Genomic DNA, 25,844 nt, shown 5'->3' with positions numbered 1-25,844 from the left:
CTTGCGTCCAGCTTGCGGGGCTGGCATTTCTTGTGGTGCCCGGTCCTGGCCACGGTCAATCAGGCCAGGCGGGTTGCTCTATGGATGAGCGCACGCATTCTAACACCTCTAGTTGTCAGATGTCTTAAGACGCTGCCTCGCGGCAAGATCCGGGCATGGCCGTCTTCGGCTACACTGCTCATCCGCAGCATTGTCGCTGCAGACCCCGAATTCCGAGACCGAGACACCATGCAGATCCGCGACGTTTCCCCTGCCGACATCCCCGGCATCACCCTGATCTTCAACGACGCCGTGGTCAATACCACGGCCATCTGGAGCGACAAGCTGGTGGACGACCAGAACCGCCAGGACTGGCTGGCGGCCCGTCGCCAACTGGGCTATCCGGTGTTGGTGGCGGTGGAGGGCGACAAGGTGCTGGGCTATGCCAGCTTCGGTGACTGGCGTCCCTTCGACGGCTACCGCCATTCGGTGGAACATTCGGTCTACGTCCACAAGGATCACCGTGGCGAAGGCCTGGGCGTGGCCCTGATGCAAGCGCTGATCCCGCGTGCCCGCGCGGTCGGCAAGCACGTCATGGTGGCCGCCATCGATGCCAGCAACGTCGGCTCCATCGCCCTGCACAAGAAGCTCGGCTTCGAGCAGGTCGGCCACATGCCGCAGGTCGGCACCAAGTTCGGCAAGTGGCTGGACCTGGCCTTCCTGCAGCTGACGCTGGATCAGCGCACTGATCCCGACAACATCGGCAGCTGATTGCCGCAGCGTCAAACACGAAGGGCCGCATGGAAGCGGCCCTTCGTGTTGCTACTCAGCGATGCGAGGAAGGGGCTCACGGCCTCAGCCGTTGTGCTTTTCTCCCTCGTGCTTCTCGCCTTCATGCTTGTCGTTGGCGCGCTTGTCTTCCTCGTGTTTGGCCGGCTCGTGCTTCGCTTGCGCGTGCGCTTCCTGTGCATGGGGCGCTGCCTCATGCCGCTCGGGGGCGGCCTTCTGTTCGTGCTGCGGCGGACGTTCTTCACGGGGCGCGGCGGCAGCATGCGCCTGCATCTGCGGATGAAGGTTTTCCTGCTTCATCGCCTGGGCCTTTCTTTCCTCGGCCTGCTGGCGGGCCTGTTGCGCGGCATTCTGTTGGGCCTGTTCACGTTCGTGTGCTGCCTGCTGTTCCTTCTGCGCGCGCTGCTCCTGTTGTTGCTGCTGCAGTTGGCGTTGCTCCTGCTGCTCGCGCTGTGCCTGTTGTGGCGCTTCCTGATGCGGGCGCGCACCCGCTGCCTGCACGGCTTCCTTCTGCGCCTGCGGCTGTGCATGCAGGTTGGCCAGTGCCATCTTCTGCTGAGTTTCCTGCGCGCGCAGTGACGGCATCGCGCCGGGACGTGCATCGCTGGCCGTGAAATGCGGCATGCTCATGGCCGCCGGTGCCACCTGTTCGTGGCGATTGTCGATACGGGTCTGGTTGTTGACGTTGCGCTCGTCGACATTGCGCACGTTGTTCACGTTGCTGACATTGCTGACGTTATTGACGTTGCTGACGTTGTTCACGTTGTTGTTCACCACGCGCGTATTGTTGACCGTCACGTTGTTGTTGATCACGCGATTGATCACGGTGGTCGAGTGCGAGACATAGGTGGTGTTCTTGTACACCACGGCCGGCCGCTGCCAGTCGCCGGAGGGGCGATCGCCGCCACCGCCGCCACCCCAGTGCATGCCCCAGTCATGCCATCCCCAGTCACTGTGATGACTGATGGCCTCGCCCACGAACACGCCCACGCCGAAGGACAGCGCACCCACCACCACTTCATTGGCCACCGGGCTGGGCGGACGATAGGCGTAGCCCGGATACACCGGCACCGGCGGGCCATAGACCACGGCCGGGTTGTAGGCCGGCACGTAGACCGTATCCGGCTGGCTGGATTCGATGACGATGGTCTGCGGCGGCGGCGGGATCACCGGGGCACCGGCGTAGACGGTGCGCGGCGCGGGCGCATCTTCCACCCGCACGGTGTCGCTGCTGCGTACCGTCCTGACCACCTTCAGCTGCGAGGAACTCTTGAGATTGCCGGCCTGTTGCGCACGCAGGCGCAGGGCCTGGATGGCATTCATCACATCGTTGGGATCATTGACGAAGGCATCGCCCAGCGAGCGCGTCCAGTCGGGATTGGCAGCCATCTGCGACAGGACCGCCGGGAACATGGTGAGCGATTTCACGCTGACATCCCAGGGCTGCTTGTCTTCGGCTGCCTGCAGGATATCGCCCTTGAGCGCGCCATTCTGTCCCAGCCACTGGTTGGCGGCGACGATCTGGTCCGGATAGGTGGCCCCGGCCAGCACTTGCGCCACCAGCTTGTCCGGGAACAGGGCGATGGGTGCCACCATCTGCGACAGTTGCTCGGCCGTGGGCGGCGTGTAGGGCGGCGTGGTCGGCGCAGCCGGCGCGGCGGCTGCGGTGGGCGGGACGGCGTCCTGCTTCTGGCAGGCGGAGAGGGCCAGCACTGCACCGAGCAGCGAAGCCGAAACGATGATGGCGGAAGATCTGTTTCTTGTTGTCATGATGAAGTCCTCGATCCGTGACGGCGCACGGAAAACGCGTTGCGATAGCCTGGCTAACGACACGCGGCGATGCGCAGTTGACTGCAGAATTGTGATGGGATGTAACAGCGCAGGCCATGCCAGGCCATCGCGCATTGTTAGGTTTCGAGCACGGCCATGGAGAAAGGTTCGACTTCGTTCTCCTTCACGCGGAAAGATCGCGCCGCACGGGAAACTGACAAAGCACTGACTGGAAAGGCGCACCAGAAGCGGGCGTTGGCGAGATGGTCTTGTCAGCGTTTTGCAAGGTCAATGCAAAAAAGGCAGACCATGAAGGTCTGCCAACAGGAGAGATGCAGCAAGGAAAAACTAAGATTTTCAGCGGCACTCGCTCATGTACCGCGATTCGATGCGGGCGCGTTCGCCATACTCGATGTTGCCCGGTCCGTTCATGGTGAAGCGGCCATCGCGCCAGGTGCCCGGTACGGGGGCGCGTTGCACGTTGCTCGGATCGCCGGTGCGCGCGCGCTCCGCTTGCATGCGCAGGCTGCGGCAGGAAGGAGATTCGCTGTTGGAGGCCAGTTGCATGGTGTTGCCGCTGTCATTCACGCTGCCGGTCTGGGGTGCCAGTGCCGTGCGCACCATGGCGCGATGCGGAGACAGGGCCTGGTCCAGTTCACTGGCCGAGGCGGCATAGGCGCTCTGGCTGAACGCCGACGCGAAGACGGCCAGGGTGCCGATGGTGGCGATGCTGCACAGGGCGGAAAGGGTGCGGAAAGAAATGCGCATGATGAGCTCCTCGTTCAGTGATCAGGATGGAAAGCGGCTTGGCATGGACGTAGTCTGCCGGTCCCTGGTTGACGCTGTATGTCATTTCTTCCCGTGCAGATTACAACTGAAACATGGCCGGATGAGCAGTTTTCAGACATGACTTAAAATGATGCATTCCTCCTCAACCATGAATTCCATTCATCATCATGCTGGACCGCATCCACCTCTCCATCGTGCAGGAAGTCGAACGCCAGGGCTCGCTGACGGCGGCGGCCGGCGTGCTGCACGTCACGCAATCCGCACTCAGCCACAGCATGAAGAAGCTGGAGCAGCAGCTCGGCACCGACATCTGGCTGCGTGAAGGCCGCCACCTGCGTCTGACGCAAGCCGGCCAATACCTGCTGGCCGTCGCCAACCGCGTGCTGCCGCAACTGAACCTGGCCGAAGAACGATTGCGCCAGTTCGCCCAGGGCGAGCGCGGCGCGCTGCGCATCGGCATGGAATGTCACCCCTGTTACCAATGGCTGCTGAAAGTGGTGTCGCCCTACCTGGCCGCCTGGCCGGATGTGGATGTGGACGTGAAGCAGAAATTCCAGTTCGGCGGCATCGGTGCGCTCTTCGGTTACGAGATCGACCTGCTGGTCACGCCCGATCCGCTGGACAAGCCCGGCCTGGTCTTCGAGCCGGTGTTCGATTACGAACAGGTACTGGTGGTGGCGGCCGACCATCCGCTGGCCGGCGCCGATTACGTCAAGCCCAAACAATTGAACAACGAGGTGCTGGTGACCTATCCGGTGCCGGTGGACCGGCTCGACATCTACACTCAGTTCCTCGCGCCGGCCGGCATCGTGCCGCGCCGCCACAAGACCATCGAGACCACCGACATCATGCTGCAGATGGTGGCCAGCGGGCGCGGCGTGGCAGCCCTGCCGCGCTGGCTGGTGCTGGAATATGCCGAACAGATGGAGATCGTGCCGGTGCGCCTGGGCAAGCAGGGCATCGCCAAGCACATCTACCTGGGCGCACGGGAAAGCGATGTGGAGATCGATTACCTGCGCGCCTTCATTGAGGAGGCGCGGCAGGCCCAGGCCTGAACCTTGGTTAGTTCGTTTTTGTGACTTTGTTGAGATGCCGTGGCCGGTCGGCATCCATCCCGCGCGCGGCGGACAATTGCGCCGCCATCACATAGAAGGCCTGGATCGCCACGATGGGATCGAGGTCCGGCGTGGCAGCCACGGGCAAGGTGAGGTCGCGCTCGATCACATCCTCGGGTGCCGCCAGCAAGACCCTGGCCCCGCGTGCGCGCATCTCGGCGGCCAGCGCCAGCATGCCGGCCTGCGAGGGGCCGCGTGTGGCAAACATCAGCAGCGGATAGCCGTCTTCGATCAGAGCCATCGGCCCGTGCTTGATTTCCGCGCCGCTGAAAGCCTCGGCCTGGATGGTGCAGGTCTCCTTGTACTTGAGCGCCGCCTCCAGCGCCAGCGGGAAGCCGATACCGCGCCCCACGATCATGAGGCGGTTGGCCGTGACCAAAGCCTCCACCGCCGCTGACCAGTCGCACACACAAGCCGCGCGCAGCGCCTGGGGCAACTGCGCCAGGGCATCCAGCAAGGCGGCATCATCCTGCCAATGCGCCGTCAGCAATGCCCCGGCTACCAGACTGGCGATGAAGCTCTTGGTGGCCGCCACGCTGGCCTCCACGCCCGCATGCAGCGGCAGGCTCCACTGCGCTGCAGCCGCCAGTGGCGAATCGGCCTGGTTGACCAGCGCCACCGTACTCGCTCCCTGCGCCTGGAAATAGCGGATCGGCTCCACCACATCCGGACTCTGCCCGGATTGCGAGATGGCGATGGCCAGCGCATCGCGCACCTGCAGCGGGGCCCGGTTCAGCGTCACCAGCGACATCGGCAGCGACGCCACGATGCGGCCCAGGCGCGCCATGATGAGATAGGCACAATAGGCGGCCGCATGATCCGAGCTGCCGCGCGCCACCGTGACGATGGACGCCGGTGGCGCCGCGCGCAGTTGCGCGCCCAGTGCGGCATAGCGGTCCTGGTCGCGGGTCAGCTGCACGGCCACGTAATCAGCCGCAGAGCGGGCTTCCTTAAGCATCAGCGAGGTCAATCTCTTCTCCTTCCACATAGACAGCCTTGAGGGCAAATTGCCGGTCCAACACCACCACGTCGGCGTAGTGGCCGGTGGCCAGGCGGCCACGGTCAGCCAGGCCCAGGTAATCGGCGGCATAGGTCGAGGTGCGCAGCGAGGCTTCGGCCACGTCCATGCCCAGCGCAATGAGGTTGCGCAGCGCCTGGTCCATGGTCAGCACGCTGCCGGCCAAAGTGCCATCGTCGAGCCGCACTCCGCCCGCGCACTTGTGTACCACCTGCCGGCCCAGCGCATAGTCGCCATCGGGCATGCCCGCCGCCGCCGTCGAGTCGGTCACGCAGAACAGGCGCGGGATGGAACGCAGCGCCGCACGGATGGCGCCGGGATGCACGTGCAGGAGGTCCGGAATCAGTTCGGCATACTGCGCATGGGCCAGCGCCGCACCAATCATGCCGGGCGCGCGATGATGAAAGCCGCTCATGGCATTGAACAGGTGCGTGAAGCCCGAGGCTCCATGGGCCAGCGCGGCCACCCCATCGTCATAGCTGCCGGCGGTATGGCCGATCTGTACTTTCATGCCGCGATTGGCCAGCTTGCAGACCAGCTTCAGGTGGCCGTCCACTTCCGGGGCGATGGTGATGAGCTTGATGGGGGCCAGCCCGTCGAGATAATCCACCTGCTCAAGCGACGCCGCGATGGCGAAGTCCGGCTGTGCGCCCAGCTTGCCGGGATTGATGTAAGGCCCTTCCAGATGCACGCCGAGTACGCGCGCATGGCCGGGCAGGCGATCGTCGGTGGCGCTTCGGATGGCCTTCAACGCCACTTCCAGTTCCTCCAGCGGCGCGGTCATGGTGGTGGCCAGCAGACTGGTGGTGCCATGCCGCGCATGCAGGCGCGAGAGCACCTGCACCGCGTCGCCCCCTTCCATCACGTCGCGCCCGCCGCCGCCATGCACGTGCAAGTCGATGAAGCCGGGCAGGATGTAGTCGCCTTCGTCGATGACGCGCGGCTGCTGGCGCAGCGGGCGGCCGTCGATGGAGCGGATGCGCTGGTCGAAGACCATGCTGCCATGGGTCCAGCCGTGGGGCGTGAGCACGTTGCCGTGCAATTGGGTCAGTGCGTTCATGCCGGGGTCTCCTTGGGTTGCAGGGCGCGCCGCACCAGCAGCAGGGCACCGTCCACCGCATCGGCTTGCGGCGGCACGATGCGGGCCTGCTGGCGGCGTTCCAGGTAGGGCTGCAAGGCAGCGGCCAGTCCGCCGCACAGCGCCAGCGGCAGGCATTGTGCGGGGTCGAGGGTATCGATCATGCGGCTGATCTCGGCGGCCGCCGCCTGCAGGATGCTGCGGGCGGCAACATCGTCATGGGCATGCGCCACCACCGGCCGCGCTGCGCGCGCGAAGGCGGCCTGGTCCGCTTGTGCCAGCCAGTCCAGCAGGGTGGCGCGTTCGTCGCGTGCCGTGTCGGCGGGCAGTTCCTTGCGGCACAGGTCCAGTACGGCGTCGGCCAGCGGCCCGCGATGGCTGCGCCCATCCAGCGCCAGCTGGGCATGGTGCAGGGCGCGCAAGCCCATCCAGCCGCCGCTGCCATCGTCGCCGCTGGGAAAACCCCAGCCATCGACCACGCGGCGGCTGCCATCCAGGTCCAGCGACAGACCGATGGTGCCGGTGCCCACGGCGATGATGGCACCGGGCGCGCCGCCATGCGCGCCGAGCAAGGTGGCCACGCCATCGTTGACGATCTCCAGCACGCCGAAGGCCGGTGCCTGTGCCCGAAAGTCGGCCGACCACTGCGCCACGTTCTCGCCTGCGATGCCGATGCCGACCGCCAGCGCTTGATCGGCGGGACGCTGCAGTCCGACGCTGGCAAAGGCATCCTCGATGGTTTGGCCGATGACGCGCCACGCCTGCGCTGCGCCGATGCGCAATGCGGAACCCGGGCCGCTGGCCTGCGCCAGCACCTGCCCTTGCGGCGAGGTCAGTCGCACCAGGGTCTTGGTGCCGCCGCCATCGATGCCCAGCAGATAGGCGATAGCGTCCATGCGTCAGTCCTCGGCGAGGCGACGCGCTGCCTGCAGGTTGCCGGGATTGCGCCGACGCAGCGCCTGCCCTTGCGCATCGAAGAGATGGAAGGCGTGGCTGTGCACGGAGAGCGCGATCAGCTCGCCGATATGCACGCTGCGATTGCCATCGCCGCGCACCACGAGGTCGTGGCCGCCTTCCAGCGTCACGTAGAGGAAGTTGGCTTCGCCCAGGTGTTCCACCAGGTTGACCACGCCGCGCAGCGGCTGGCCGTCGCCCAGCCCTTCGCGGATCTGTTCGGCGCGCAGGCCCAGCGTGACTGCTGCACCCGGCGCGACACCCTGCGGATCGACATCGGCCAGCAGCCGCAGTCCACCGGCGATTTCGACCTGTACGCCGCTGTCGTCGCAGCGCGTGACCACGCCGGGGAAGAAATTCATTTTCGGTGAACCGATGAAACCGGCCACGAACAGGTTCTGCGGCTGCTGGTACAGCTCCAGGGGCGTACCGGCCTGCTGGATGCGGCCCTCGTGCATGACCACGATCTTGTCGCCCAGGGTCATGGCCTCGACCTGGTCGTGCGTCACGTAGACGATGGTGGCCGCCAGTTGCCGGTGCAGCTTGGCGATCTCCAGCCGGGTCTGCACGCGCAGCGCCGCATCGAGATTGGACAGCGGTTCGTCGAAGAGGAACAGGCGCGGCTGGCGCACGATGGCGCGGCCGATGGCCACGCGCTGGCGCTGGCCGCCCGAGAGTTCGCGCGGCAGGCGCTGCAGCAGGTGATCGATCTTGAGGATGGAGGCCGCATGCCGGATGCGCGCATCGATGTCGCTCTTGCTGCTGCCGGCGACCTTGAGACCGAAGGCCATGTTCTTGTACACGTTCATGTGCGGATACAGCGCATAGCTCTGGAACACCATGGCGATGCCGCGTTCGGCCGGCGGCAGGTGGTTGACCACCTCGCCGCCGATGGCCAGTTCGCCGCCGCTGATTTCTTCCAGCCCGCACAGCATGCGCAGCAGGGTCGATTTGCCGCAACCGGAAGGCCCGACCAGTACGCAGAATTCGCCATCGCGGATATCGAGATTGAGCCCGGCCAGCACATCGGCGCGGCCATCGTAAGTCTTGCGCAATTGCTTGATGTTGACGTGTGCCATGAAGTCTCCTTTGAATTATTTGACGGCGCCTGAGGTGAGGCCGCGAATGAGCTGGCGCGAGAAGGCCATGTACAGGATCAGCACCGGGATGACCGCCATCGACAGCGCCGCCAGCACCGAATTCCAGTCGGTGGCGTATTGCCCGATGAACTGCTGCACGCCCAGCGTGACGGTGCGGGTGTCTTCGCCGGGCGCGAGGATGAGCGGGAACCACAGGTCGTTCCAGGCCGGGATCATGGTGAACACGGCCACGGTGGCAATGGCCGGACGCAGCAGCGGCAGGATCACGCGGAAGAAGATGCTCAGTTCACCCACGCCATCGCAGCGTGCCGCATCCTTCAACTCGCCCGGAATCTGGCGCATGAATTCGGAGAGGATCATCACCGCCAGCGGCAGCCCTTGCGCGGTGTAGACCAGCACCAGTGCGGTACGCGTATTGATGAGGTCCAGCGCCACCACCAGCTGCAGGATCGAGACCGTGCCCAGCCGGATCGGGATCATGATGCCGATGGCGATGAAGAAGTTCAGCGCGCGATTGCCGAAGAAGCGGTACTCGGTCAGCGCCCAGGCCGCCATCGCGCCGAAGAGTACGATCAGCAGCAGGGCGGCCAGTGTCACGGCCAGGCTGTTGCCGAAGTAGAGCAGGAAGTGGGTCCCTGCCAGCACCTTCTGGAAACCGGCGAAGGTCAGCGTCTCGGCAGTGGGCAGGGCCATCGGACCTTCGAAGATGGCATTGCGGGTCTTGACCGAATTGATGAGGATGAGCGCAATCGGGAACAGCGCAATCACCGCATACAGGCACAGCACCGCATGCACCCAGAGATGGCCGGCGGGGCCGAAGCTGCGTTGGATCAGCGAGGGTTTGCGCATGGTGGTCGGGATAGTTGCAGAAGTGGAAGAAGTGCCGACGGAGGAGGAAAGCTGCATGCCGTTCTCCTTGCCTTCACAGGGCATAGCGCGTCAATCGACGCTGCACCATCACGAAATAGGCCCCCACGCCCGCCAGGATCACCAGGAACATCAGCGTCGCCACCGCCGCGCCCATGGTCGGGCTGCCGATCTGCGCCTGGTAGCCGAAGAAGGTGCGATAGAAGTAGGTGCCCAGCAGGTCGGAGGCGTAGTTGGGGCCGGCCAGCGCGCCCTTGACCGAATAGATCAGGTCGAAGGCATTGAAGTTGGCCACGAAGGTGAGGATGGTCACCAGCCCCAGGGTCGGGTAGATCAGCGGCAGCTTGATCTGCCAGAAGATGCGCAGCCCGCTGGCCCCCTCGGCGTGCGCCGCTTCCAGCACTTCTTCGGGCACCGCCAGCAGGGCGGCGTAGATCAGCATCATGGGAATGCCCACGTACTGCCACACCGAGATCAGCGACAGCGTCAGCAGTGCCGTGGATTCCTGCCCCAGCCAGGGCGCGAACCAGTCGGCCAGGCCGACCAGGCCCAGCAGTTTCTCGCCCACGCCCCACAGCGGCGAGAGGATCAGTTGCCAGATGAAACCGATGATCACCACCGACAGCAGCGTGGGCAGGAAGATCAGCGTGCGGTAGGTGCGTGCACCGCGCAGTCCCTTGAGGCTGAACAGCGAGGCCAGCAACAGGCCGATGGGATTTTGCAGGGCCATGTGGATGCAGAAGAACTTGACGTTGTTCCACATCGCATTCCAGAAAGCGGCCGACCAGTCGGGATCGAACAGGATGGTGCGGTAGTTGTCCAGGCCCACGAAGCTGCGCACGCCTGCATCATTGGCAGTGTAGAAACCGAGGCGCAGGGTATCGAGCAGGGGCAGGGCGCTGAAGAGTGCGTAGATCAGCACGGCGGGTGCAAGCAGCACCGCCAGTTGCCAGGCGCGGATGGTTTTCACGGATGTCTCTCTTCCTGAAGGGGAGGGAGCGGACCTCTTGGCGGGTCCTTCGCTCCGGGTTGGTGCCTTGCTTGGCCGGACCGTCAGGTCATTGTTGCGGCTTGTACCATTTGGCAAAGCCGGCCTGGATCTTGGCCGCCGCATCCTGCGGACTCATCTTGCCGTTGAGCACCTGGGCATTGACGTTCCACATCTCGTTTTCCATGCTGGGCGTGCCACGGTTGAGGATCTGCGAATTGACGCGGATGGTGGAGGCGCAGTTCTTGCGCCAACCCATCATCTGCTTGGCAATCGGATCCTTCACCGAGATCAGGTGGTTCGACAGCGAGAAGAAACCGGTGACCTTGTTGGTGTAGAGATCGGCAAACTCCTGCGAGCCCAGCCAGGCCAGGAACTTGTAGGCGTCATCCTTGTTTTTCGATTTCTTGTTGATGCCCATGCCGATGTCGTTGTGGTCCGAGATATAGCAGGCATCGCCGTTCTTGGGGACCGGCGGCGGGAAGGCGGCAAAGTCCATCTTGCCGTTGAAGTAAGCGATGTCCCAGGAACCGGCCGGATAGACCGCGCCCTTGCCGAGGGCGAACATGTTCTGGCTGTCGCTGTAGGTCTGGGCCGATGCGCCCTTGGGCAGGTACTTGCCGAGCTTGGCTTCGTATTCCCAGGCGGCCACGAATTGCGGATCGGTGAACTTGGCCTTGCCGGCGATGAGCGCCTTGCGGCCTTCTTCACCCTTCCAGTAATTGGGGCCGATGCTGGTGAAGAGCACCTGGTGCGATTCCCACTGTTCGGAAGTGCCCATCGCCAGGGGCGCGTACTTGCCGTTGGCCTTGACGGTATCGAGCAGCTTGAAGAATTCTGCCTCCGTCTTGGGCGGCTCCAGGTTCAGTTCCTTGAAGATCTTGGTGTTGTAGAAGAAGCCGTGGATCACCGAGGCCATCGGCATGCAGAAGGTGTCCTTGCCGTCATCGGTCTGCCAGGCGGCCTTGGCCGCAGGCGCGAAGAATTCCATGCCGGGCTTGCCATCCAGCTTTTCCAGATGGCCCTTGTTGTACAGCGAGAGCGAGACGTCGAAGGGGCGGCAGGCCACCAGGTCACCGGCGGTGCCACCGGCCATGCGGGCGGCCAGACTGGAATCGTATTCGGTCGGGGCGGTCGGCGAGAACTTCACGGTAATGCCCGGATTGCTGCGCTGGAAGGCCGGGATCAGCACCTCCTGCCACAGCGGCAGGTCATCCACGCGCCAGCTTTCGATGGTCAGCGTGCCTGCCTGGCCAGGCGCGGCGGCCAGCCCTGTCAGGCCGAAGGCCAAGGCACAGGCGGCCAGCAGGCGACGGCGCGGCAATGCCGGGAGGGAAGGGATGAGGGAAAAACGACCAGCCTTTTGTTCGGTCTGCATCTTGGGTCTCCTTGGTTTTTGTGGGGATCGCAGCAGCCCTGCGCCACGAAACGCCGTGACAGTAGCAGCGGCCCGCATGTGATGCGAGCCTGGGCAGCGGCTGGCCGGAGAGTGCCGCAAGTGTTTGATTCAAAAAGAAATTAAGTCGATTCGCCGCACCTTGCGCATTACATATCCTTACAGGCCCTGCAGCATGGCGCGGGCGGGTTCACCGAGGCGGCAAGGGGGCAAGGTGGCGCAGCATCTGATCGCGCCTGTGGATAAGATAAGCAGAACCAGTCTTACATTTATTAACAAGAGCTAAACCGAGTTCATCGTTTTCAAGATGCGTGCGGTGGCGGCGCACTGCTGCACAAATTGCACAATGGCAGTCACCCGGCTATAGTCTCTTCCGGTTTGGAGACAGCACCCCCCATGATAAAAACGAAACGGCCCGCGAATGCACGCGTCGGCCCGGCCCGCTTCGGGCTGGCCGTGCTGTGCCTGCTCGCGCTGGCGCTGGGGCTGGCTGCCTTGCCCGCCCATGCACAGGTGCCTGCAGCGGGGCCGTCCCCGGCCACCGGCAATGCCCTGCAGGTGCTGCACTGGTGGACTTCGGCCAGCGAGCGCCAGGCCATCAACGTGGTAGTCAATCAGCTCGCCAAACAGGATATCCAGTGGCGCGACGTGGCCATCCCCGGCGGCGCCGGCATGGGCGCCGCCAAGGTATTGAAGAGCATGGTGCTGGCCAATCGTGCCCCGGAAGTGACGCAGTTGAATGGCGTGGTCTTCGGCGAGTGGGCCGACCTCGGCCTCTTGCTCGAGCTGGACAATGTGGCCGTGCAGGGCAACTGGGAAAAGCAGATGTTCCCCACCGTCTGGTCCCTGCTCAACAACCACGGCCACGTGGTGGCCGCGCCGCTGGGCATCCACCGCATCAACTCGCTGTTCTACAACACGGCCATCTTCAAGCGCTACAACCTCGCGCCCCCCAAGACCTGGGACGACTTCGACCAGATCGTCAGGAAGCTGCAGGGCACCGGCATCGTGCCCCTGGCGCAGAGTGCCGAGGCCTGGCAACTGGCCACGCTGTTCGAGAACATCGCGCTGGCCGAGAGCGGCCCGGCCTATTACCGCCGCCTGTTCGTGGAGATGAGCCCGGCCGCCTATCTCGATGCGCGCATGCTGCATATCCTCAAGCGCCTGCGCAGCCTGGCCTCCGCCATGCCGCAGCCGGTGCGCGAGCGGCCCTGGACGGAAGTGGCGCGCAGCATGGTCAGCGGCGAGGCCGCCATGCTCATCATGGGTGACTGGGCCAAGGGCGAGCTCAATGCCTGGGGCATGGAAGTGGACCAGCAGTTCGGCTGTGCACCGGCGCCGGGTACGGGCGACTTCCACCTCTACAGTACCGACACCCTGGCCATGTTCGCCGGCAACTATGCGCACCAGCCGATGCAGGAAACGCTGGCGCGGCTGACCATGTCGCCGGCCGTGCAGTCCGAATACAATAGGATCAAGGGTTCAATTCCCGTGCTGCGCGCGGCCGATCCGCACATGGACCGCTGTGCGCGCGACTCCTGGCGCGCCTTCAGCAAGGGGCCGGCCTGGCAGGCGCCCAGCCTGGTGCACCGCATGGCCACCGACGATACGACCAAGGATGCCATCGTGGCCGAGGTGCAGCGCTTCTTCCTCGACCGCAACCTGAGCGAAGAACAGACCCAGAAACGGCTGGCAGCGATTGCGCGTACACTCGCCCGCAATCGTAACGATTAAGAATTTCGGAGATGGAGCAGCAACATGACGCGCAAGATATTGATCGTCGACGATGACCAGAAGACCCGCACCCTGTTGAAGGCCTATCTGGAAAAGAACCAGTACGAAGTGCGCCTGGCCCATGATGGCGCGGCCTTCCTGACCGAGTTCCAGCGCTTTGCCGATGAGCTCTCGCTGGTGATCCTGGATGTGATGCTGCCGGACACCGACGGCTTTGCCCTGTGCAAGGCGGTGCGCCGCAAATCCAACGTGCCGGTCATCATGCTCACCGCGAGCTCGGACGAGACCGACCGCGTGGTCGGACTGGAACTGGGTGCGGACGACTACATCGCCAAGCCCTACAGCCCGCGCGAACTGCTGGCGCGCATCAAGGCCATCCACCGCCGCATCGGCATCGACAACAGTGCCGCCCCGCGCTACTACCGCTTCGCCGGCTTCTCGCTCGATACGGTGGAACGCACCCTCACCGACAGCGCCGGCGAAGTCGTGCCGCTGACCGGCATGGATTATCAATTGCTGAAGTATTTCGTCGAACATCCGGGCGACGTGCTCGATCGCAACGTGCTCTGTGAAGAAACCCGCGGACGCGATGCCGGTCCGCTGGACCGCTCGCTGGATGTGCAGATCAGCAAGCTGCGCCTGCGCTTGAACGATGGCGGCCGCCAGCCGCACCTGATCAAGACCGTGCGCGGTGCCGGCTATGTCTTCTCGGCCGACGTCAGTGCCGCAGCCGCCTGAGAGCCTGGCGGCGGAGACGGCAGCGCTGGCTGTCCCCGCTGCCGCCGCGCGTCCCCCCAGCCTGCGCCGTCGCCTGGCTGCGCTGCTGGACTGGATGCTGCCGGATTCGCTGCTGGGCCGCCTGTCGGTGGTGATGATCTTTGGTGTGCTGGTCACGCAGGTGGCCGGTGGCCTGATCTGGGCCGTGCAGCTGCGCAGCAAGTCCGAGGCCGAGACCCGCACCGCCGCCCAGCACCTGGCCCACAGCGCCGCGTCGGCGATCCGCTACTTCATGACCCTGCCGCCCAACTATCGCCCGCTGATGATCCAGCAGCTGCGCGAGATGGGTGGCACGCGCTTCTTCATCAATGCCAACAGCAGCGCGGTACCGGTCAAATCGATCGGCGACAGCCGCCTGGCCAAGCTGGCCATCGATGTCGCCGCCCAGACCCTGCGCGAAGACCTGCCCTTCCTGCCGGAAGCGCGGCTGGCCTTCGCTTGGCCGGATGGCCTGCCGGTAGCCAGCGATGGCCTCACCGTCAACGACCTGCCCGACAACTGGGTGCAGCACATCCTGCTGACCAAGCCCAACTCGGCGCCGGTGCTGGTGATCCAGATGCAGGTGGAAAGCGGCCGCTGGATCTACCTGGCCGCGCTCATGCCCAACCCGTATTTCCTCGACAGCGACAATCCGCTGTGGCTGGACCGCCTGGTGCTGCAGGGTTTGTCATTGGCGGCGATCCTGCTGCTGACCATCCTCGTGGTGCGCTGGACCACCCGTCCTCTGGCCGCGCTGGCCGATGCCGCCGAAGCCTTCGGCAAGGGCGAGACCGTGCCCAGCCTGCCCGAGACCGGCAGCCGCGAATACGTCAAAACGGCGCGCGCCTTCTCCGGCATGCGCGAGCGCATCAAGCGCTACCTGGAAGACCGCGAGCGCCTGTTCGTCTCCATCTCGCATGACCTGCGCACGCCCATCACACGCCTCAAGCTGCGCACCGAACTGATGGATGACGACGCCATGCGCACCGATTTCCATGATGATCTCGATGAGCTGGACATGATGGTCAAGGGCGCGCTGCAATCGGTGAAGGACAGCGACATCCACGAGAACCGCACCGAGGTGCGCCTCGATGCGCTGGTGCTGCGCATGATCCGCGATGCCCGCCTGGCTGGCCACGAGATCGCCTTCACGCCCTCCGGCATCAACGTCATGGCCAAGCCGCTGGCACTGAAGCGCGCCATCGGCAACCTGTTCGACAATGCCCTGTATTACGGCCAGAAGGTCGAGATCAGCATTCGGCCCTCGGCCGGTGTCGGTGGCGACCTGGTGGAAATCGAGATCCGCGACCACGGCCCCGGCGTGCCGGAAGATGCCATGGGTACGCTGTTCCAGCCCTACGTGCGGCTGGAACACGGACGCGCGCAGAACAGCGGCGGCATGGGCCTGGGTCTGGGCATCTCACGCAACATCGTGCAGGCCCATGGCGGCGAACTGCTCTTGCGCAACCATCCGGAAGGCGGCCTGATCGCCACCATCATCCTGCCGGCACGCTGAAGATCCGTCGGGAACGGGCCTGGCGATTCATCTGTCAGACAGATCAATCGCATCAAAATTTTGCATTTAATGAATAAGTGAGAGAAGCGTAGACTTCAGCACACCACCCAGGAAGTGGCAGTTCAGGCAGTTCCCCCTCGATTCTTCCCGCAGAACATTTCTCCAAGGAGACCCATGAGCTATATCGCCGAATCCTCCCGCTACGATGGCCGCATGCCCTACCGCCGCACCGGCCGCAGCGGCCTGCTGCTGCCTGCCGTGTCGCTGGGCCTGTGGCAGAACTTCGGTGGCGTCGACAACTTCGAAACCGGCCGCGCCGTGTTGCGCCGCGCCTTCGACCGTGGCGTCACCCACTTCGACCTGGCCAACAACTACGGTCCCCCGGCCGGTTCCGCCGAGGAAAACTTCGGCCGCTGGATGGCCAAGGATTTCCTGCCCTACCGTGATGAGCTGGTCATCTCCAGCAAGGCCGGCTGGCAGATGTGGCCCGGTCCTTACGGCGGTCCCAGCGGTGCGCGCAAGCACCTCATCGCCAGCTGCGAACAGAGCCTGAAGCGCATGGGCCTGGACTACGTCGACATCTTCTATTCGCACCGCGTCGATGCCGACACGCCGCTGGAAGAGACCATGGGCGCGCTGGCCCAGCTGCATCGCCAGGGCAAGGCGCTCTACGTGGGCATCTCGTCCTATTCGCCCGAGCTGACCCGCAAGGCAGCGGCCATCCTCAAGAGCGAAGGCGTGCCGCTGCTGATCCACCAGCCCAACTATTCCATGCTCAACCGCACGATTGAAAGCGGCCTGCTGCCGGCGCTGGAAGAACTGGGCGTGGGCTGCATCGGCTTCTCGCCGCTGGCGCAAGGCCTGCTGACCAGCAAGTACCTGGGTGGCGTGCCGGAAGGCGCCCGCGTGACGCGTGCGCCGTCGCTGCCGCAGCGCATGCTGTCGGAGGACAACCTGGCGCGCATCCGTGCCCTGAACGACATCGCCGCCAAGCGCGGCCAGACCCTGGCGCAGATGGCCATCGCCTGGGTGCTGCGCGATGCGCGCGTCACGTCTGCACTGATCGGTGCGCGCACCGTCGAGCAGCTCGACGATTCGCTGGATGCGGTCAAGAAGCTGGACTTCACGCAGGAGGAACTGGCCAGCATCGACAAGCACGCCACCGATGGCGATGTGGATCTGTGGAAGGTGTCGTCGTCGATCACCTGACGCCGATTGGCACGTGCATCAACGAAGAGCCTGTCCCGTTTGCGCGGGACAGGCTTTTTTATGAGCGCTCGCCGGGCTCGGCGTCTTCCGCGCGTTCCGGGCGCGACCACATCCAGGCCGCACCCAGGGCCATGCCCAGCGTGGCCAGCACGATTACCCAATGACGCTTGACGGTGAAGAGCATGATGACCAGGCACAGGCTCATCATGAGGGAAGCGCTGATCTTGGCGCGCCGCGCCACCACGCGGCCGTGGCGCCAGTTGTGGATCATCGGGCCGAACAGGCGATGCTGTTCCAGCCAGCGCTGCAGGCGCGGTGAACCCTTGCCGGCGGCCCAGGCGGAGAGCAGCACGAATTCGGTGGTGGGAATGCCGGGTATGAAGATGGCCACGATGCCGATACCGAGGCTGGCATAGGCCAGCAGCAGCCACAGCCAGCGCGTGCGGCGCGGGGCCAGCTGGCTGGACGGCAGCGGCAGGGGCGGTTGGGACGGACTGTCCGCCATGGCCTCAGTCCAGCGCGAAGTGCCGTTTCAACAGCACGCCAAAACGTTCGAAGGCCGCAGCGGCACCGGCCACCACCGCATCCTGTTCCTGCGCCGAGAGGCCGGGCGCATCGAGGAAGCTGACGAAGCGGCGCCAGACCACCGCCCGTCCTTCCGGGTAGGCCGCCAGGTTGCGCGCGCCAAAGCTTTCGCTCAGGCCCAGCTTGTCCTTGACCTCCTTGAGCAGGAAGGCCGCGCCCAGCGTCGAGCCTTCGGAGACGTAGAGCCAGCCCAGCGCTTCAGGCATGGCCACGTTGCCGGTGGCGATGACGGCCTCACCGGGCGCGGCCTCCAGGTCGGCCAGGTCGGCCAGCGCAGCGGCTTCGCGGCCGCGCACCTGCAGGTCAGGCACGGCGGCCTGGATGGCCGGATCGTCGAAGAGATGTTCGACATCGCGCTGGAAGTGATACTGCGCCGCCACGAAGCGCACGTACTGCGCGCGGCTGGCGAAGGGTTGCGCCTGTTCCATCAGGGCATGCATCTGCTCGTGCAGCGTGGCCGTTTCATTCTTGAGACGGGCCGAGAGCAGGGCGGGAGCGGTAGAGAGAGGATTCATCATGGTCGGGACGGGTCATCATGTTGCCGCCCGGGAGATCCGGCGGGCTCATCATGTTGCATGTCGATGGCCCTGGGGCGGCGCGGCTGGCAGACCCGGCCTGCGGGAGGACGGAAGAGGCTGACTGCGTCGGCCATTTTAACGCAAACGGCTGGACCCGCTTGCGCGCGGGGCCGGCCATGGGGTGTGTCAGCGCTTTCGTCATTCTGACGAGACGGGCACGTCAGAATGACGAAGGTGGCGCTACATCTTGAAGCCGCCGACCAGCACCGACAGCCGGTGCGCCTCATCCTGCAAGGACTTGGCGGCGGCTGCCGCCTGTTCGACCAGCGCTGCATTCTGTTGCGTGCCTTCGTCGATATGCGTGATGGCAAGGTTCACTTCCTGGATGCCGCCATTCTGTTCGCTGCTGGCATGGGCGATTTCGCTGACGATCACGCTGACGTCGCGGATGCTGGCCACGATCTGTTCCATGGTCTGCCCGGCCTGGGCCACCAGCACGCCGCCGTCGGCCACCTTGGAGACCGAGTTGTCGATGAGCTGCTTGATCTCCTTGGCGGCCTGGGCGCTGCGCTGGGCCAGCGAACGCACTTCGGAAGCCACCACCGCGAAGCCGCGTCCCTGCTCACCGGCGCGGGCCGCTTCGACGGCGGCGTTCAGGGCCAGGATGTTGGTCTGGAAGGCGATGCCGTCGATCACCGTGATGATGTCGGCGATCTGGCGCGAGGAGGCATTGATGGCTTCCATGGTCGAGACCACGTTGCCGACCACTTCACCGCCCTGAGCCGCGATGCGGGAAGCATTGCCGGCCAGTTCGTTGGCGCGGCGCGCGCTTTCCGAGTTCTGCTGCACGGTCGAGGTCAGCTGTTCCATGGCCGAGGCGGTTTCTTCCAGCGCACCGGCCTGCTGCTCGGTACGGGCCGACAGGTCCTGATTGCCGCTGGCGATCTCGGTGGAAGAAATCTTGACGGTATCGCTGCTGCGGCGCACGTCCTGCAGGATGCCGGTGATCTGGTTGACGAACTGGTTGAAGGAGCGCGAGATCTGCGTCACTTCATCCTTGCCGTCTTCGGCCAGGCGCAGGGTCAGGTCGCCGTTGCCGGAAGACAGGCTGTCCATGGCCCGGCGCACGCGCGAGAGGCGCTGGAACACCGCCGTGGTGATCACGCTCATGATGCCCGCTGCCGCCAGTGCCACCAGCACCAGCGCGATCAGCGCCGAGCGCGTGGCATTGCGCATGCCGGCGGTGACGTCGGCCTTGTCCATGGCCAGCATCAGGGTCCATTCGGTGCCTTTGATGGGGATGCCCTTGATGAGCTTGGCCGCGCCATCCAGTGGCAGCGCGCTGACCTTGTCATCGGCCGCCAGGCTCTGCAGGCGTTCCGGGGTCAGCTCGGCATTCCACTCCTTGGCCGGCTTGTTGACCCACTGGCCATCCGGGTGCGCCAGCATCAGGCCGTCACGGTCCACCAGGAAGGCGTAGCTGGCCGGGGTCGGGTGGATGGCGCGCACCACTTCGGAGACGCCATCGAGGAACATGGCGGCCGCCACCACGCCCACGCGCTGGCCGTTCTGCATCACCGGTGCGGTGAAGGAGACCATCGGCTTCTTGGTGGCGACATCGGTGTAGGGCTTGGTCAGCACCGGCTTGCCGGCGGCCACCGCCTGCTTGTACCAGGGGCGGGCGGTCGGATCATAGCCGGCCGGCAGGCCTTCGGCAGCCGAGGTGAAGGCGGTCTTGTCTTCGCGGCCGAGGGTGGTGACGTAGAAGCCGCCGCTCTTCTGCAGCAGCTTGATGACGAACACCGGATCGGCCCCCTGCACGCCTTCGGCGGCGGCTACCGTCATGGCGGTGCGGGCCGCCACCCATTCATTGATGGTGGAACCGAAACCGGTGGCCACGGCCTGGGCGTTGCGCTCGATGGCGCGTTCGTTATCCGTCTGGATGATGAAGAAGGACACCGTCCCGACCACCGCCAGGCTGGCGACCAGCAGGGCAATCGTATAGAACAGGATGCGGGCTTTGATGGAGTTGAGCATGTGGAATCCCTGAAATCATTATTGTTTGGTGAACCAGGCCCTGTTCAATCTTGACGGACGGCATCCGGACCGGTGCATGAGTTTGGACCCCGCTGCCGTGGCGGTAACCGTGGAATACAGCTGGATTTCACCGTCTGATGCGGGCTTGCCCGAGACTTGGGCGGTTCCGGGCCGATGTGAAGAAAACTTAGTCGGAGTACGGTAAGACCGCCCGCTATCCCTTGCAGCAGGCGGACTGATATGAATGGAAATGAATATTTACTAAGTTTTTCAACTGCGCTCAGCGCTTGCTGACGAATTCATGACAACAGTTCGCGCAGCAGATCCTTGCGCGGGCCGGACTTGGGTTCAAAGGCCAGTGCCTGTTCCACATGCAGCAGGTGGTGTTCCATCAGTTCGACGGCCTTCTCGACATCGCCCGCCCGCGCCGCCGCGATGAAGGCGCCATGTTCCTCGCTGGAGCAGGCGGCATCGCGCGTGGACTGGTAGAGCATGGTGATGAGGGCGCTGCGGCCAGCCAGCTTTTCCAGGATGTCGGTCAGCACGTCGTTGCCGACGATGCGCGCCAGCAGGATGTGGAAGTCGCTCAGCAGGGAAGAGCGCACCTGCATGTTGTCATCCTTGACGGCCTGGCGTTCCTGTTCCAGGTGCGCTTCCAGCCGGGCGTAATCCGCTTCGGTGGCGCAGGCCACGAACTGGCGCACCATGGCCGCTTCCAGCGCCCGGCGCACGAAGAACAGGTTGCGCGTCTCCTCCACCGTGGGTTTGCTGACGAAGGCCCCCTTGTCGGGGATCAGGTCCACCAGCTTGTCCTTGGCCAGCATCACCAGCGCCGCGCGGATCTTGGTGCGGCTGACCTGGTACACCCGCGCCAGCGCTTCCTCGGGCAGCTTGGCACCGGGCGGCAGGCGCTGCGCGGCGATATTGGCGGCGATGTCGCTGGCGATGGCGTCGGAACTGTCGGGCGCGGGGGCAGGGGCGGAAGCGGTCATGGCTGGCGTGGACGGGTGGCTGTGAGGGCCGCCAGGCGGCGGCGCTCCATTGTAACCAGTGCAACGATGGCCAGCCAATTCCGCTTCCCCTGCGTCCATCGGCGGGCTCAGGCCCGGGCCGGGTTGCCGGCCACGCCCGGCAGGTCGATGACGGGCAGTTCCTCGGCCAGCGGCGTCACGTGTTCGCCATTGAGTACGGCGCGGGCGCGTTGCTTGTCGATATCCTTTTCCCAGCTGGCGATGACCACGGTGGCCACGCAATTGCCCAGCAGATTGCCCAGCGCACGGGCGATGCCGATGAACCAGTCGATGGACAGCACCAGCACCAGGCCCACGACCGGAATGGCCGGGATGGTGGTCAGCGTGGCTGCCAGGATCACGATGGCCGAGCCGGGCACGCCATGTGCGCCCTTGGAGGTCACCAGGGCAATGGCCAGGATCGCCGCCAGGTCACCCCAGGACAGGTGCGTGTTGGTGGCCTGGGCGATGAACAGCGCGGCCATGGTCAGGTAGATCGAGAAGGCATCCAGGTTGAAGGAATAGCCGGTCGGGATCACCAGGCCGACGGTGGATTTCTTGATGCCCATGTGTTCCAGCTTCCTCATGATCTGCGGCAACACGCTGTCCGAGGAGGTGGTGGCCAGCACCACCACCAGCTCTTCGCGCAGGTAGCGGATCAGCTTGAAGATGGACAGCCCGCTGGCGCGCAGGATGCCGCCCAGCACCACCAGCACGAAGAAGATCACCGCGCCGTAGAACAGCAGCACCAGCAGTGCCAGCTGCTTGAGCGAGCCGATGCCGTACTTGCCGACCGTGAAGGCAATCGCCCCCAGCACGCCCAGCGGTGCCAGGCGGATGAAGAAGGACATGCACTTGAAGAAGGCATCCGACAGCGACGACACCAGCGCCACCACCGGTGCGCCCTTGTCACCGATCAGCAGCAGCGCACAGCCGAAGGTCACCGAGATCAGCAGCACCTGCAGCACATCGCCGGAGGTGAAGGCGCTCACGGCGGTGGCCGGGATCAGCTTCATGATGAAGTCGGCAAAGCCGGTTTCCTTGACCTTGCCGGCATTGGCCATGTAGCCCGACAGGCTGCTGGCATCCAGGTTGCTGGGATCGATGTTCATGCCCGCGCCGGGGTGGACCAGCAGCGCCAGCACCAGGCCCAGCAGCAGGGCGATGGTGGTCACGACTTCGAAATAGATGATGGCCTTGACGCCCACGCTGCCGACCTTCTTCAGGTCGCTGGCACCGCAGATGCCTTGCACCACCACGCAGAAGACGATGACCGGAATGATCATCTTGATCAGCTTGATGAAGCCGTCGCCCAGCGGTTTGAGGCTTTGACCAAAATCCGGCCACAGCAGGCCGATGACGATGCCGGCCACCAGCGCCAGCACCACCTGCCCGAACAGGGACTTGAATACTTTGCTCACCGTTGTCTCCTTGACTTGTTTTATTGAAATGTTGCCAACGCAGGTGATCTTTTTTGTCGCGGTGGCGCGAGATCACTATATTGCATACAATTTTTGAATACAATAAAAAACGCGAAAATTTTCGAGTCTCGCTCCATCCCGGAGCCGGTCGAGCAGAGGAGACGCGATGAACGCTATGGACTTGTCCAGCCAGCAGGCCGGCCAGCAAGCGATGCAGTGGGCCGAGCTGCTGGCGCAGCACAGTGAAGCCCCCGGCATGCTGACCCGGACCTATCTCACCCCCACGCACCAGGCTGCCGCCGCCGAATTGACGCGCTGGATGGAGCAATCCGGCCTGCGCGTGCGGCGCGACAACGCCGGCAACGTGATCGGCCGCTACGAGGCCGCGCCAGGACATGAGCATCGTCCGGCGCTGGTGACCGGTTCGCACTTCGATACCGTGCGCAATGCCGGCAAGTACGACGGCAACCTGGGCATCGTGCTGCCGCTGGCCTGCATTGCCCAATGGCATCGTGCGGGCAAGCGTTTTGCGTTTCCCATCGAGGTGATCGGCTTTGCCGAGGAAGAGGGCGTGCGCTTCAAGGCCACCCTGCTGGGCAGCCGCACCGTGGCCGGCACCTTCGACCAGGCCGTGCTGGAAAACGTGGATGGCGAGGGCATCCGCATGCGCCAGGCGATCCAGGCTGCCGGACTGGATCCGGCTGGGATTGCAGGGGATGCGTGGTCGCCCGCTTCCGTGGCGGCGTTTGTCGAGGTGCACATCGAACAGGGCCCGCTGTTGCTCAACGAGGGCTTGCCGGTGGGCGTGGTCACTGCGATTTCCGGGGCCAGCCGCTTCATGGCCGAGGTGCGCGGCCTGGCCGGACATGCCGGCACGGTGCCCATGCACCTGCGCCGCGATGCGGCAATGGCAGCAGCCGAGATCGGGCTTTACATCGAACGGCGCTGCGGCATCAAGCCGGGGCTGGTGGGCACCATGGGCATCCTGGAAGTGGTGCAGGGCGCGGCCAATGTGGTGCCGGGGCTGGCCAGTTTTTCCATCGACATTCGGGCCGAGGAGGATGCAGACCGTCTGGCGGCGGTGGCCGACGTGCGCGCCGAGATCGAGCGCATTGCCGCGCGGCGCCAGGTCGGGATCGATTTGCGCCAGACCCATGAGGCGGCCAGCGTGCCCTGCGCGCCGCGCCTGCAGGCAGCGCTGGCACAGGCCATCGAGACGGCCGGCTGGCCGGTGCGCCACCTGCCTTCCGGGGCCGGGCACGATGCCATGGCGATGGCACCGCTGTGCGAGGTGGCCATGCTGTTCGTGCGCTGTGGCAACGGCGGCATCAGCCATCACCCCGACGAGACCATGAGCACCGAGGACGCCTGCATCGCTGCGCAGGTCTTCCGCCATCTGGTCGAACAATTCCAGCCCTGAGCGCGCTCAGGCTTTTTACTGAAAGATTACGGAGTCTCCATGTCCACCATCACCATCGACGGATTCAACCTCACCGCTGCGCAAGTCGTCAGCGTGGCCCGCGCCCCTCACCTGAAAGTCGCACTCGCCGAGTCTTCGCGAACGGCCCTCAAGCAAAGCCGCGACTACATCGAAAGCACCTGGATGCACGATGAAGCGCCCATGATGTACAGCTTCAATACCGGCGTCGGTTTGCTCAAGGACACCCGCATCAAGGTCGAGCATATCGAGCTGTTCCAGACCCAGCTGATTCGTGCGCACAGCGCGGGTATCGGCGAGCCGTTCTCGGAAGAAGTCAGCCGCGCCACCATGCTGCTGCGAGCCAATGCGTTTGCATCGAATTATTCCGCGCCGCGCGTGGAAGTGGTGGATCGCCTGCTGGCCTTCATCAATGCCGGTATCCATCCGATCATGCCGCAGAAGGGATCGGTCGGCGCTTCCGGCGATCTGGCGCCGCTGGCTTACCTGGCGGCGGCCATTGCCGGGTTTGATGAAGCCGAAGTGATGTATCAGGGCCAGCGCATGCGTGCTACGCAGGCCATCGAGCAGGCCGGGATAGGTTCGGTCAAATTTGATCTTAAGGCCAAGGATGCCTCGGCCCTCATCAATGGCTGCACCGCTTCGCTGGCCGTCGCCATCCTCGCCGCGCACGATGCGCGCCATCTGCTGACCGATGCCTGCCTGTCGCTCGGGCTGACGCTGGAAGCGATGCGGGCCGAGATGTCGGCCTTCGATCCGCGTATCCAGCAGGCGCGTCCGCATGCGGGCCAGATCAAGACGGCAGAAGTCATCCGCACGCTGCTCAAGGGCTCCACCCGTACCACGCATGAAGCGCGCGCCGTGCAATTGCCCGATGAATTGCGCCGCACCGATATCCCCTACACCGCGCGCATCCAGGATGTGTACTCGCTGCGTTGCGCACCGCAAGTGTATGGTCCGGTATTCGATGCACTCGACTACATCGATACCATCATCGAGAAAGAGACCAACTCCGCTACCGACAATCCGCTGATCTTCAACAAGGAAGACGGCGAAGGTTTCGAAATCATTTCCGGCGGCAACTTCCACGGCCAGTATCTGGCGCAGGCGATGGACTTGCTGGCCATGGCCATCACCGACTTGGGCAGCATCTGCGAACGCCGCATCGCGCGCCTGATCGATCCGACCCTGTCGTGGGGATTGCCGCGCAACCTGATGAGCGGCGTGCGCGGGGTCAACACGGGCTATCCGGTGGTGCAGTGTTCCATGAGTTCGCTGGTGATGGAAAACCGCACCCTGTGCATGCCCGGCAGCGTCGACAGCATCCCTTCCAAGGGCAACAGCGAGGATCACATCTCCAACTCGACCTGGTGCGCCCGCAAGGCGATGACGGTGGTGCAGAACACGCAATACATCGTCGGCGTGGAAATGTTGCTGGCGGCGCAGGCGCTGACGATGACCGAGGACTTGCTCAAGGACTTCAAGCTGGGGCAGGGTACGCAGGTAGCCTATGACGAGATCCGCCGCCAGATTCCGGCTTGCCTGGAGGGCGATCGCTGGTTCCACGACGACGTGCAGGCCGCGCATGGCTTCGTGGTCAGCGGGTCGGTGCGGGAGGCGGTGATCGCGGCCATCGGGACGTTCGTGTGACGGAAATGCGAGCCGAGCCATGAGAATTTGACCCCGCAGGCTCAAGTCTGACAAAAAGCTGACGTTCAAGAAGATTGAACGGCAGCTTTTTTCATTTTGGGGCAGCGCCAGTGGGATTGCCTTGCGG

Annotated in this window: 22 protein-coding genes; 8 read left to right on the top strand and 14 right to left on the bottom strand. The window is 64.5% G+C overall.

All coding sequences use genetic code 11. The features are described 5' to 3' along the window. Window positions 1-228: 228 nt before the first annotated feature. Entirely contained in the window at window positions 229-750 is a 522-nt protein-coding gene (locus J2X56_RS17540; RefSeq protein ID WP_310161263.1) for an N-acetyltransferase family protein, read from the top strand. Window positions 751-834: 84 nt separating this feature from the next. Here the strand turns inward: J2X56_RS17540 and J2X56_RS17535 are convergent, their stop codons facing one another. Further along, window positions 835-2,538 (bottom strand): DUF3300 domain-containing protein, encoded by a 1,704-nt coding sequence (locus J2X56_RS17535; RefSeq protein ID WP_310161261.1) that lies wholly within the window; start codon window positions 2,536-2,538, stop codon window positions 835-837. 357 nt (window positions 2,539-2,895) lie between these two features. Continuing rightward, window positions 2,896-3,306, bottom strand: a complete 411-nt coding sequence (locus tag J2X56_RS17530) for a hypothetical protein (RefSeq protein ID WP_209583426.1) — start codon at window positions 3,304-3,306, stop codon at window positions 2,896-2,898. Window positions 3,307-3,494: 188 nt separating this feature from the next. On the opposite strand from J2X56_RS17530, the gene J2X56_RS17525 reads away from it, so the two are divergent. Further along, window positions 3,495-4,382, top strand: coding sequence for a LysR substrate-binding domain-containing protein (locus J2X56_RS17525; protein WP_310161257.1), 888 nt, complete (start codon window positions 3,495-3,497; stop codon window positions 4,380-4,382). A gap of 7 nt (window positions 4,383-4,389) precedes the next feature. Here the strand turns inward: J2X56_RS17525 and J2X56_RS17520 are convergent, their stop codons facing one another. From J2X56_RS17520 to J2X56_RS17490, 7 genes are all read right to left on the bottom strand, one after another. Continuing rightward, window positions 4,390-5,400: an SIS domain-containing protein gene (locus J2X56_RS17520; protein WP_310161580.1), complete on the bottom strand. Its 1,011-nt coding sequence runs from the start codon at window positions 5,398-5,400 to the stop codon at window positions 4,390-4,392. Continuing rightward, window positions 5,393-6,520, bottom strand: coding sequence for an N-acetylglucosamine-6-phosphate deacetylase (nagA, locus tag J2X56_RS17515; protein ID WP_310161256.1), 1,128 nt, complete (start codon window positions 6,518-6,520; stop codon window positions 5,393-5,395). The genes J2X56_RS17520 and nagA overlap by 8 nt, the downstream gene beginning before the upstream one ends. Further along, on the bottom strand, window positions 6,517-7,434 hold the full coding sequence (locus tag J2X56_RS17510; protein ID WP_310161255.1) for a BadF/BadG/BcrA/BcrD ATPase family protein: 918 nt from the start codon (window positions 7,432-7,434) through the stop codon (window positions 6,517-6,519). The genes nagA and J2X56_RS17510 overlap by 4 nt, the downstream gene beginning before the upstream one ends. Window positions 7,435-7,437: 3 nt before the next feature. Next, complete coding sequence (locus tag J2X56_RS17505) at window positions 7,438-8,571, bottom strand: sn-glycerol-3-phosphate ABC transporter ATP-binding protein UgpC (protein ID WP_310161253.1); 1,134 nt, start codon at window positions 8,569-8,571, stop codon at window positions 7,438-7,440. A gap of 15 nt (window positions 8,572-8,586) precedes the next feature. Next, on the bottom strand, window positions 8,587-9,441 hold the full coding sequence (locus J2X56_RS17500; RefSeq protein WP_121041374.1) for a carbohydrate ABC transporter permease: 855 nt from the start codon (window positions 9,439-9,441) through the stop codon (window positions 8,587-8,589). 73 nt (window positions 9,442-9,514) lie between these two features. Continuing rightward, on the bottom strand, window positions 9,515-10,429 hold the full coding sequence (locus J2X56_RS17495) for a carbohydrate ABC transporter permease (RefSeq protein WP_134134117.1): 915 nt from the start codon (window positions 10,427-10,429) through the stop codon (window positions 9,515-9,517). 88 nt (window positions 10,430-10,517) lie between these two features. After that, a complete protein-coding gene (locus tag J2X56_RS17490) occupies window positions 10,518-11,825 on the bottom strand; it encodes an ABC transporter substrate-binding protein (protein ID WP_209583417.1) in 1,308 nt (435 codons plus the stop codon). Window positions 11,826-12,239: 414 nt separating this feature from the next. Between J2X56_RS17490 and J2X56_RS17485 the strand changes: the two genes are divergently transcribed. From J2X56_RS17485 to mgrA, 4 genes are all read left to right on the top strand, one after another. Continuing rightward, the gene (locus J2X56_RS17485; protein ID WP_288069796.1) at window positions 12,240-13,577 is read left to right on the top strand and encodes an ABC transporter substrate-binding protein; all 1,338 of its coding nucleotides are present in this window, start codon (window positions 12,240-12,242) and stop codon (window positions 13,575-13,577) included. A gap of 24 nt (window positions 13,578-13,601) precedes the next feature. Continuing rightward, on the top strand, window positions 13,602-14,315 hold the full coding sequence (locus J2X56_RS17480) for a response regulator (RefSeq protein ID WP_034331706.1): 714 nt from the start codon (window positions 13,602-13,604) through the stop codon (window positions 14,313-14,315). Next, the gene (locus J2X56_RS17475) at window positions 14,299-15,849 is read left to right on the top strand and encodes an ATP-binding protein (protein ID WP_121041067.1); all 1,551 of its coding nucleotides are present in this window, start codon (window positions 14,299-14,301) and stop codon (window positions 15,847-15,849) included. Before J2X56_RS17480 ends, J2X56_RS17475 begins: the two co-directional genes overlap by 17 nt. A 174-nt stretch (window positions 15,850-16,023) precedes the next feature. Next, complete coding sequence (mgrA, locus tag J2X56_RS17470) at window positions 16,024-17,058, top strand: L-glyceraldehyde 3-phosphate reductase (RefSeq protein WP_209533971.1); 1,035 nt, start codon at window positions 16,024-16,026, stop codon at window positions 17,056-17,058. A 58-nt stretch (window positions 17,059-17,116) separates the two neighbouring features. Here mgrA and J2X56_RS17465 read toward each other — a convergent pair whose 3' ends face one another. The 5 genes from J2X56_RS17465 to J2X56_RS17445 all read right to left on the bottom strand — a co-directional run bounded on the left by J2X56_RS17465 (window position 17,117) and on the right by J2X56_RS17445 (window position 22,629). Further along, entirely contained in the window at window positions 17,117-17,563 is a 447-nt protein-coding gene (locus tag J2X56_RS17465) for a YbaN family protein (protein ID WP_121041063.1), read from the bottom strand. A gap of 4 nt (window positions 17,564-17,567) precedes the next feature. Next, a complete protein-coding gene (locus J2X56_RS17460; protein WP_375163931.1) occupies window positions 17,568-18,161 on the bottom strand; it encodes a biliverdin-producing heme oxygenase in 594 nt (197 codons plus the stop codon). A 240-nt stretch (window positions 18,162-18,401) separates the two neighbouring features. Further along, a complete protein-coding gene (locus tag J2X56_RS17455; protein WP_310161245.1) occupies window positions 18,402-20,198 on the bottom strand; it encodes a methyl-accepting chemotaxis protein in 1,797 nt (598 codons plus the stop codon). A gap of 299 nt (window positions 20,199-20,497) precedes the next feature. Next, window positions 20,498-21,190, bottom strand: a complete 693-nt coding sequence (locus J2X56_RS17450) for a GntR family transcriptional regulator (protein ID WP_121041059.1) — start codon at window positions 21,188-21,190, stop codon at window positions 20,498-20,500. Window positions 21,191-21,297: 107 nt separating this feature from the next. Further along, window positions 21,298-22,629, bottom strand: coding sequence for a C4-dicarboxylate transporter DctA (locus J2X56_RS17445; RefSeq protein WP_310161242.1), 1,332 nt, complete (start codon window positions 22,627-22,629; stop codon window positions 21,298-21,300). A 166-nt stretch (window positions 22,630-22,795) separates the two neighbouring features. On the opposite strand from J2X56_RS17445, the gene J2X56_RS17440 reads away from it, so the two are divergent. Together J2X56_RS17440 and J2X56_RS17435 are read left to right on the top strand one after the other, a co-directional pair. Beyond that, on the top strand, window positions 22,796-24,049 hold the full coding sequence (locus J2X56_RS17440) for an allantoate amidohydrolase (RefSeq protein WP_310161240.1): 1,254 nt from the start codon (window positions 22,796-22,798) through the stop codon (window positions 24,047-24,049). Between the two features lie 39 nt (window positions 24,050-24,088). Continuing rightward, entirely contained in the window at window positions 24,089-25,717 is a 1,629-nt protein-coding gene (locus J2X56_RS17435; protein ID WP_310161239.1) for an aromatic amino acid ammonia-lyase, read from the top strand. Window positions 25,718-25,844 lie beyond the last annotated feature (127 nt).

Source organism: Herbaspirillum sp. 1173 (assembly GCF_031455335.1).
GTDB lineage: Bacteria > Pseudomonadota > Gammaproteobacteria > Burkholderiales > Burkholderiaceae_D > Herbaspirillum > Herbaspirillum huttiense.
The sequence above is the reverse complement of the archived record's forward strand: the minus strand, read 5'-3'. Positions and strand labels throughout refer to the sequence as shown.

Coding starts and splice junctions, on each gene's coding strand:
- J2X56_RS17540 (WP_310161263.1), top strand. CDS start 229: ATGCAGATCCGCGACGTTTCCCCTGCCGACATCCCCGGCATCACCCTG.
- J2X56_RS17535 (WP_310161261.1), bottom strand. CDS start 2,538: ATGACAACAAGAAACAGATCTTCCGCCATCATCGTTTCGGCTTCGCTG.
- J2X56_RS17530 (WP_209583426.1), bottom strand. CDS start 3,306: ATGCGCATTTCTTTCCGCACCCTTTCCGCCCTGTGCAGCATCGCCACC.
- J2X56_RS17525 (WP_310161257.1), top strand. CDS start 3,495: ATGCTGGACCGCATCCACCTCTCCATCGTGCAGGAAGTCGAACGCCAG.
- J2X56_RS17520 (WP_310161580.1), bottom strand. CDS start 5,400: ATGCTTAAGGAAGCCCGCTCTGCGGCTGATTACGTGGCCGTGCAGCTG.
- nagA (WP_310161256.1), bottom strand. CDS start 6,520: ATGAACGCACTGACCCAATTGCACGGCAACGTGCTCACGCCCCACGGC.
- J2X56_RS17510 (WP_310161255.1), bottom strand. CDS start 7,434: ATGGACGCTATCGCCTATCTGCTGGGCATCGATGGCGGCGGCACCAAG.
- J2X56_RS17505 (WP_310161253.1), bottom strand. CDS start 8,571: ATGGCACACGTCAACATCAAGCAATTGCGCAAGACTTACGATGGCCGC.
- J2X56_RS17500 (WP_121041374.1), bottom strand. CDS start 9,441: ATGCGCAAACCCTCGCTGATCCAACGCAGCTTCGGCCCCGCCGGCCAT.
- J2X56_RS17490 (WP_209583417.1), bottom strand. CDS start 11,825: ATGCAGACCGAACAAAAGGCTGGTCGTTTTTCCCTCATCCCTTCCCTC.
- J2X56_RS17485 (WP_288069796.1), top strand. CDS start 12,240: ATGATAAAAACGAAACGGCCCGCGAATGCACGCGTCGGCCCGGCCCGC.
- J2X56_RS17480 (WP_034331706.1), top strand. CDS start 13,602: ATGACGCGCAAGATATTGATCGTCGACGATGACCAGAAGACCCGCACC.
- mgrA (WP_209533971.1), top strand. CDS start 16,024: ATGAGCTATATCGCCGAATCCTCCCGCTACGATGGCCGCATGCCCTAC.
- J2X56_RS17465 (WP_121041063.1), bottom strand. CDS start 17,563: ATGGCGGACAGTCCGTCCCAACCGCCCCTGCCGCTGCCGTCCAGCCAG.
- J2X56_RS17460 (WP_375163931.1), bottom strand. CDS start 18,161: ATGATGAATCCTCTCTCTACCGCTCCCGCCCTGCTCTCGGCCCGTCTC.
- J2X56_RS17455 (WP_310161245.1), bottom strand. CDS start 20,198: ATGCTCAACTCCATCAAAGCCCGCATCCTGTTCTATACGATTGCCCTG.
- J2X56_RS17450 (WP_121041059.1), bottom strand. CDS start 21,190: ATGACCGCTTCCGCCCCTGCCCCCGCGCCCGACAGTTCCGACGCCATC.
- J2X56_RS17440 (WP_310161240.1), top strand. CDS start 22,796: ATGAACGCTATGGACTTGTCCAGCCAGCAGGCCGGCCAGCAAGCGATG.
- J2X56_RS17435 (WP_310161239.1), top strand. CDS start 24,089: ATGTCCACCATCACCATCGACGGATTCAACCTCACCGCTGCGCAAGTC.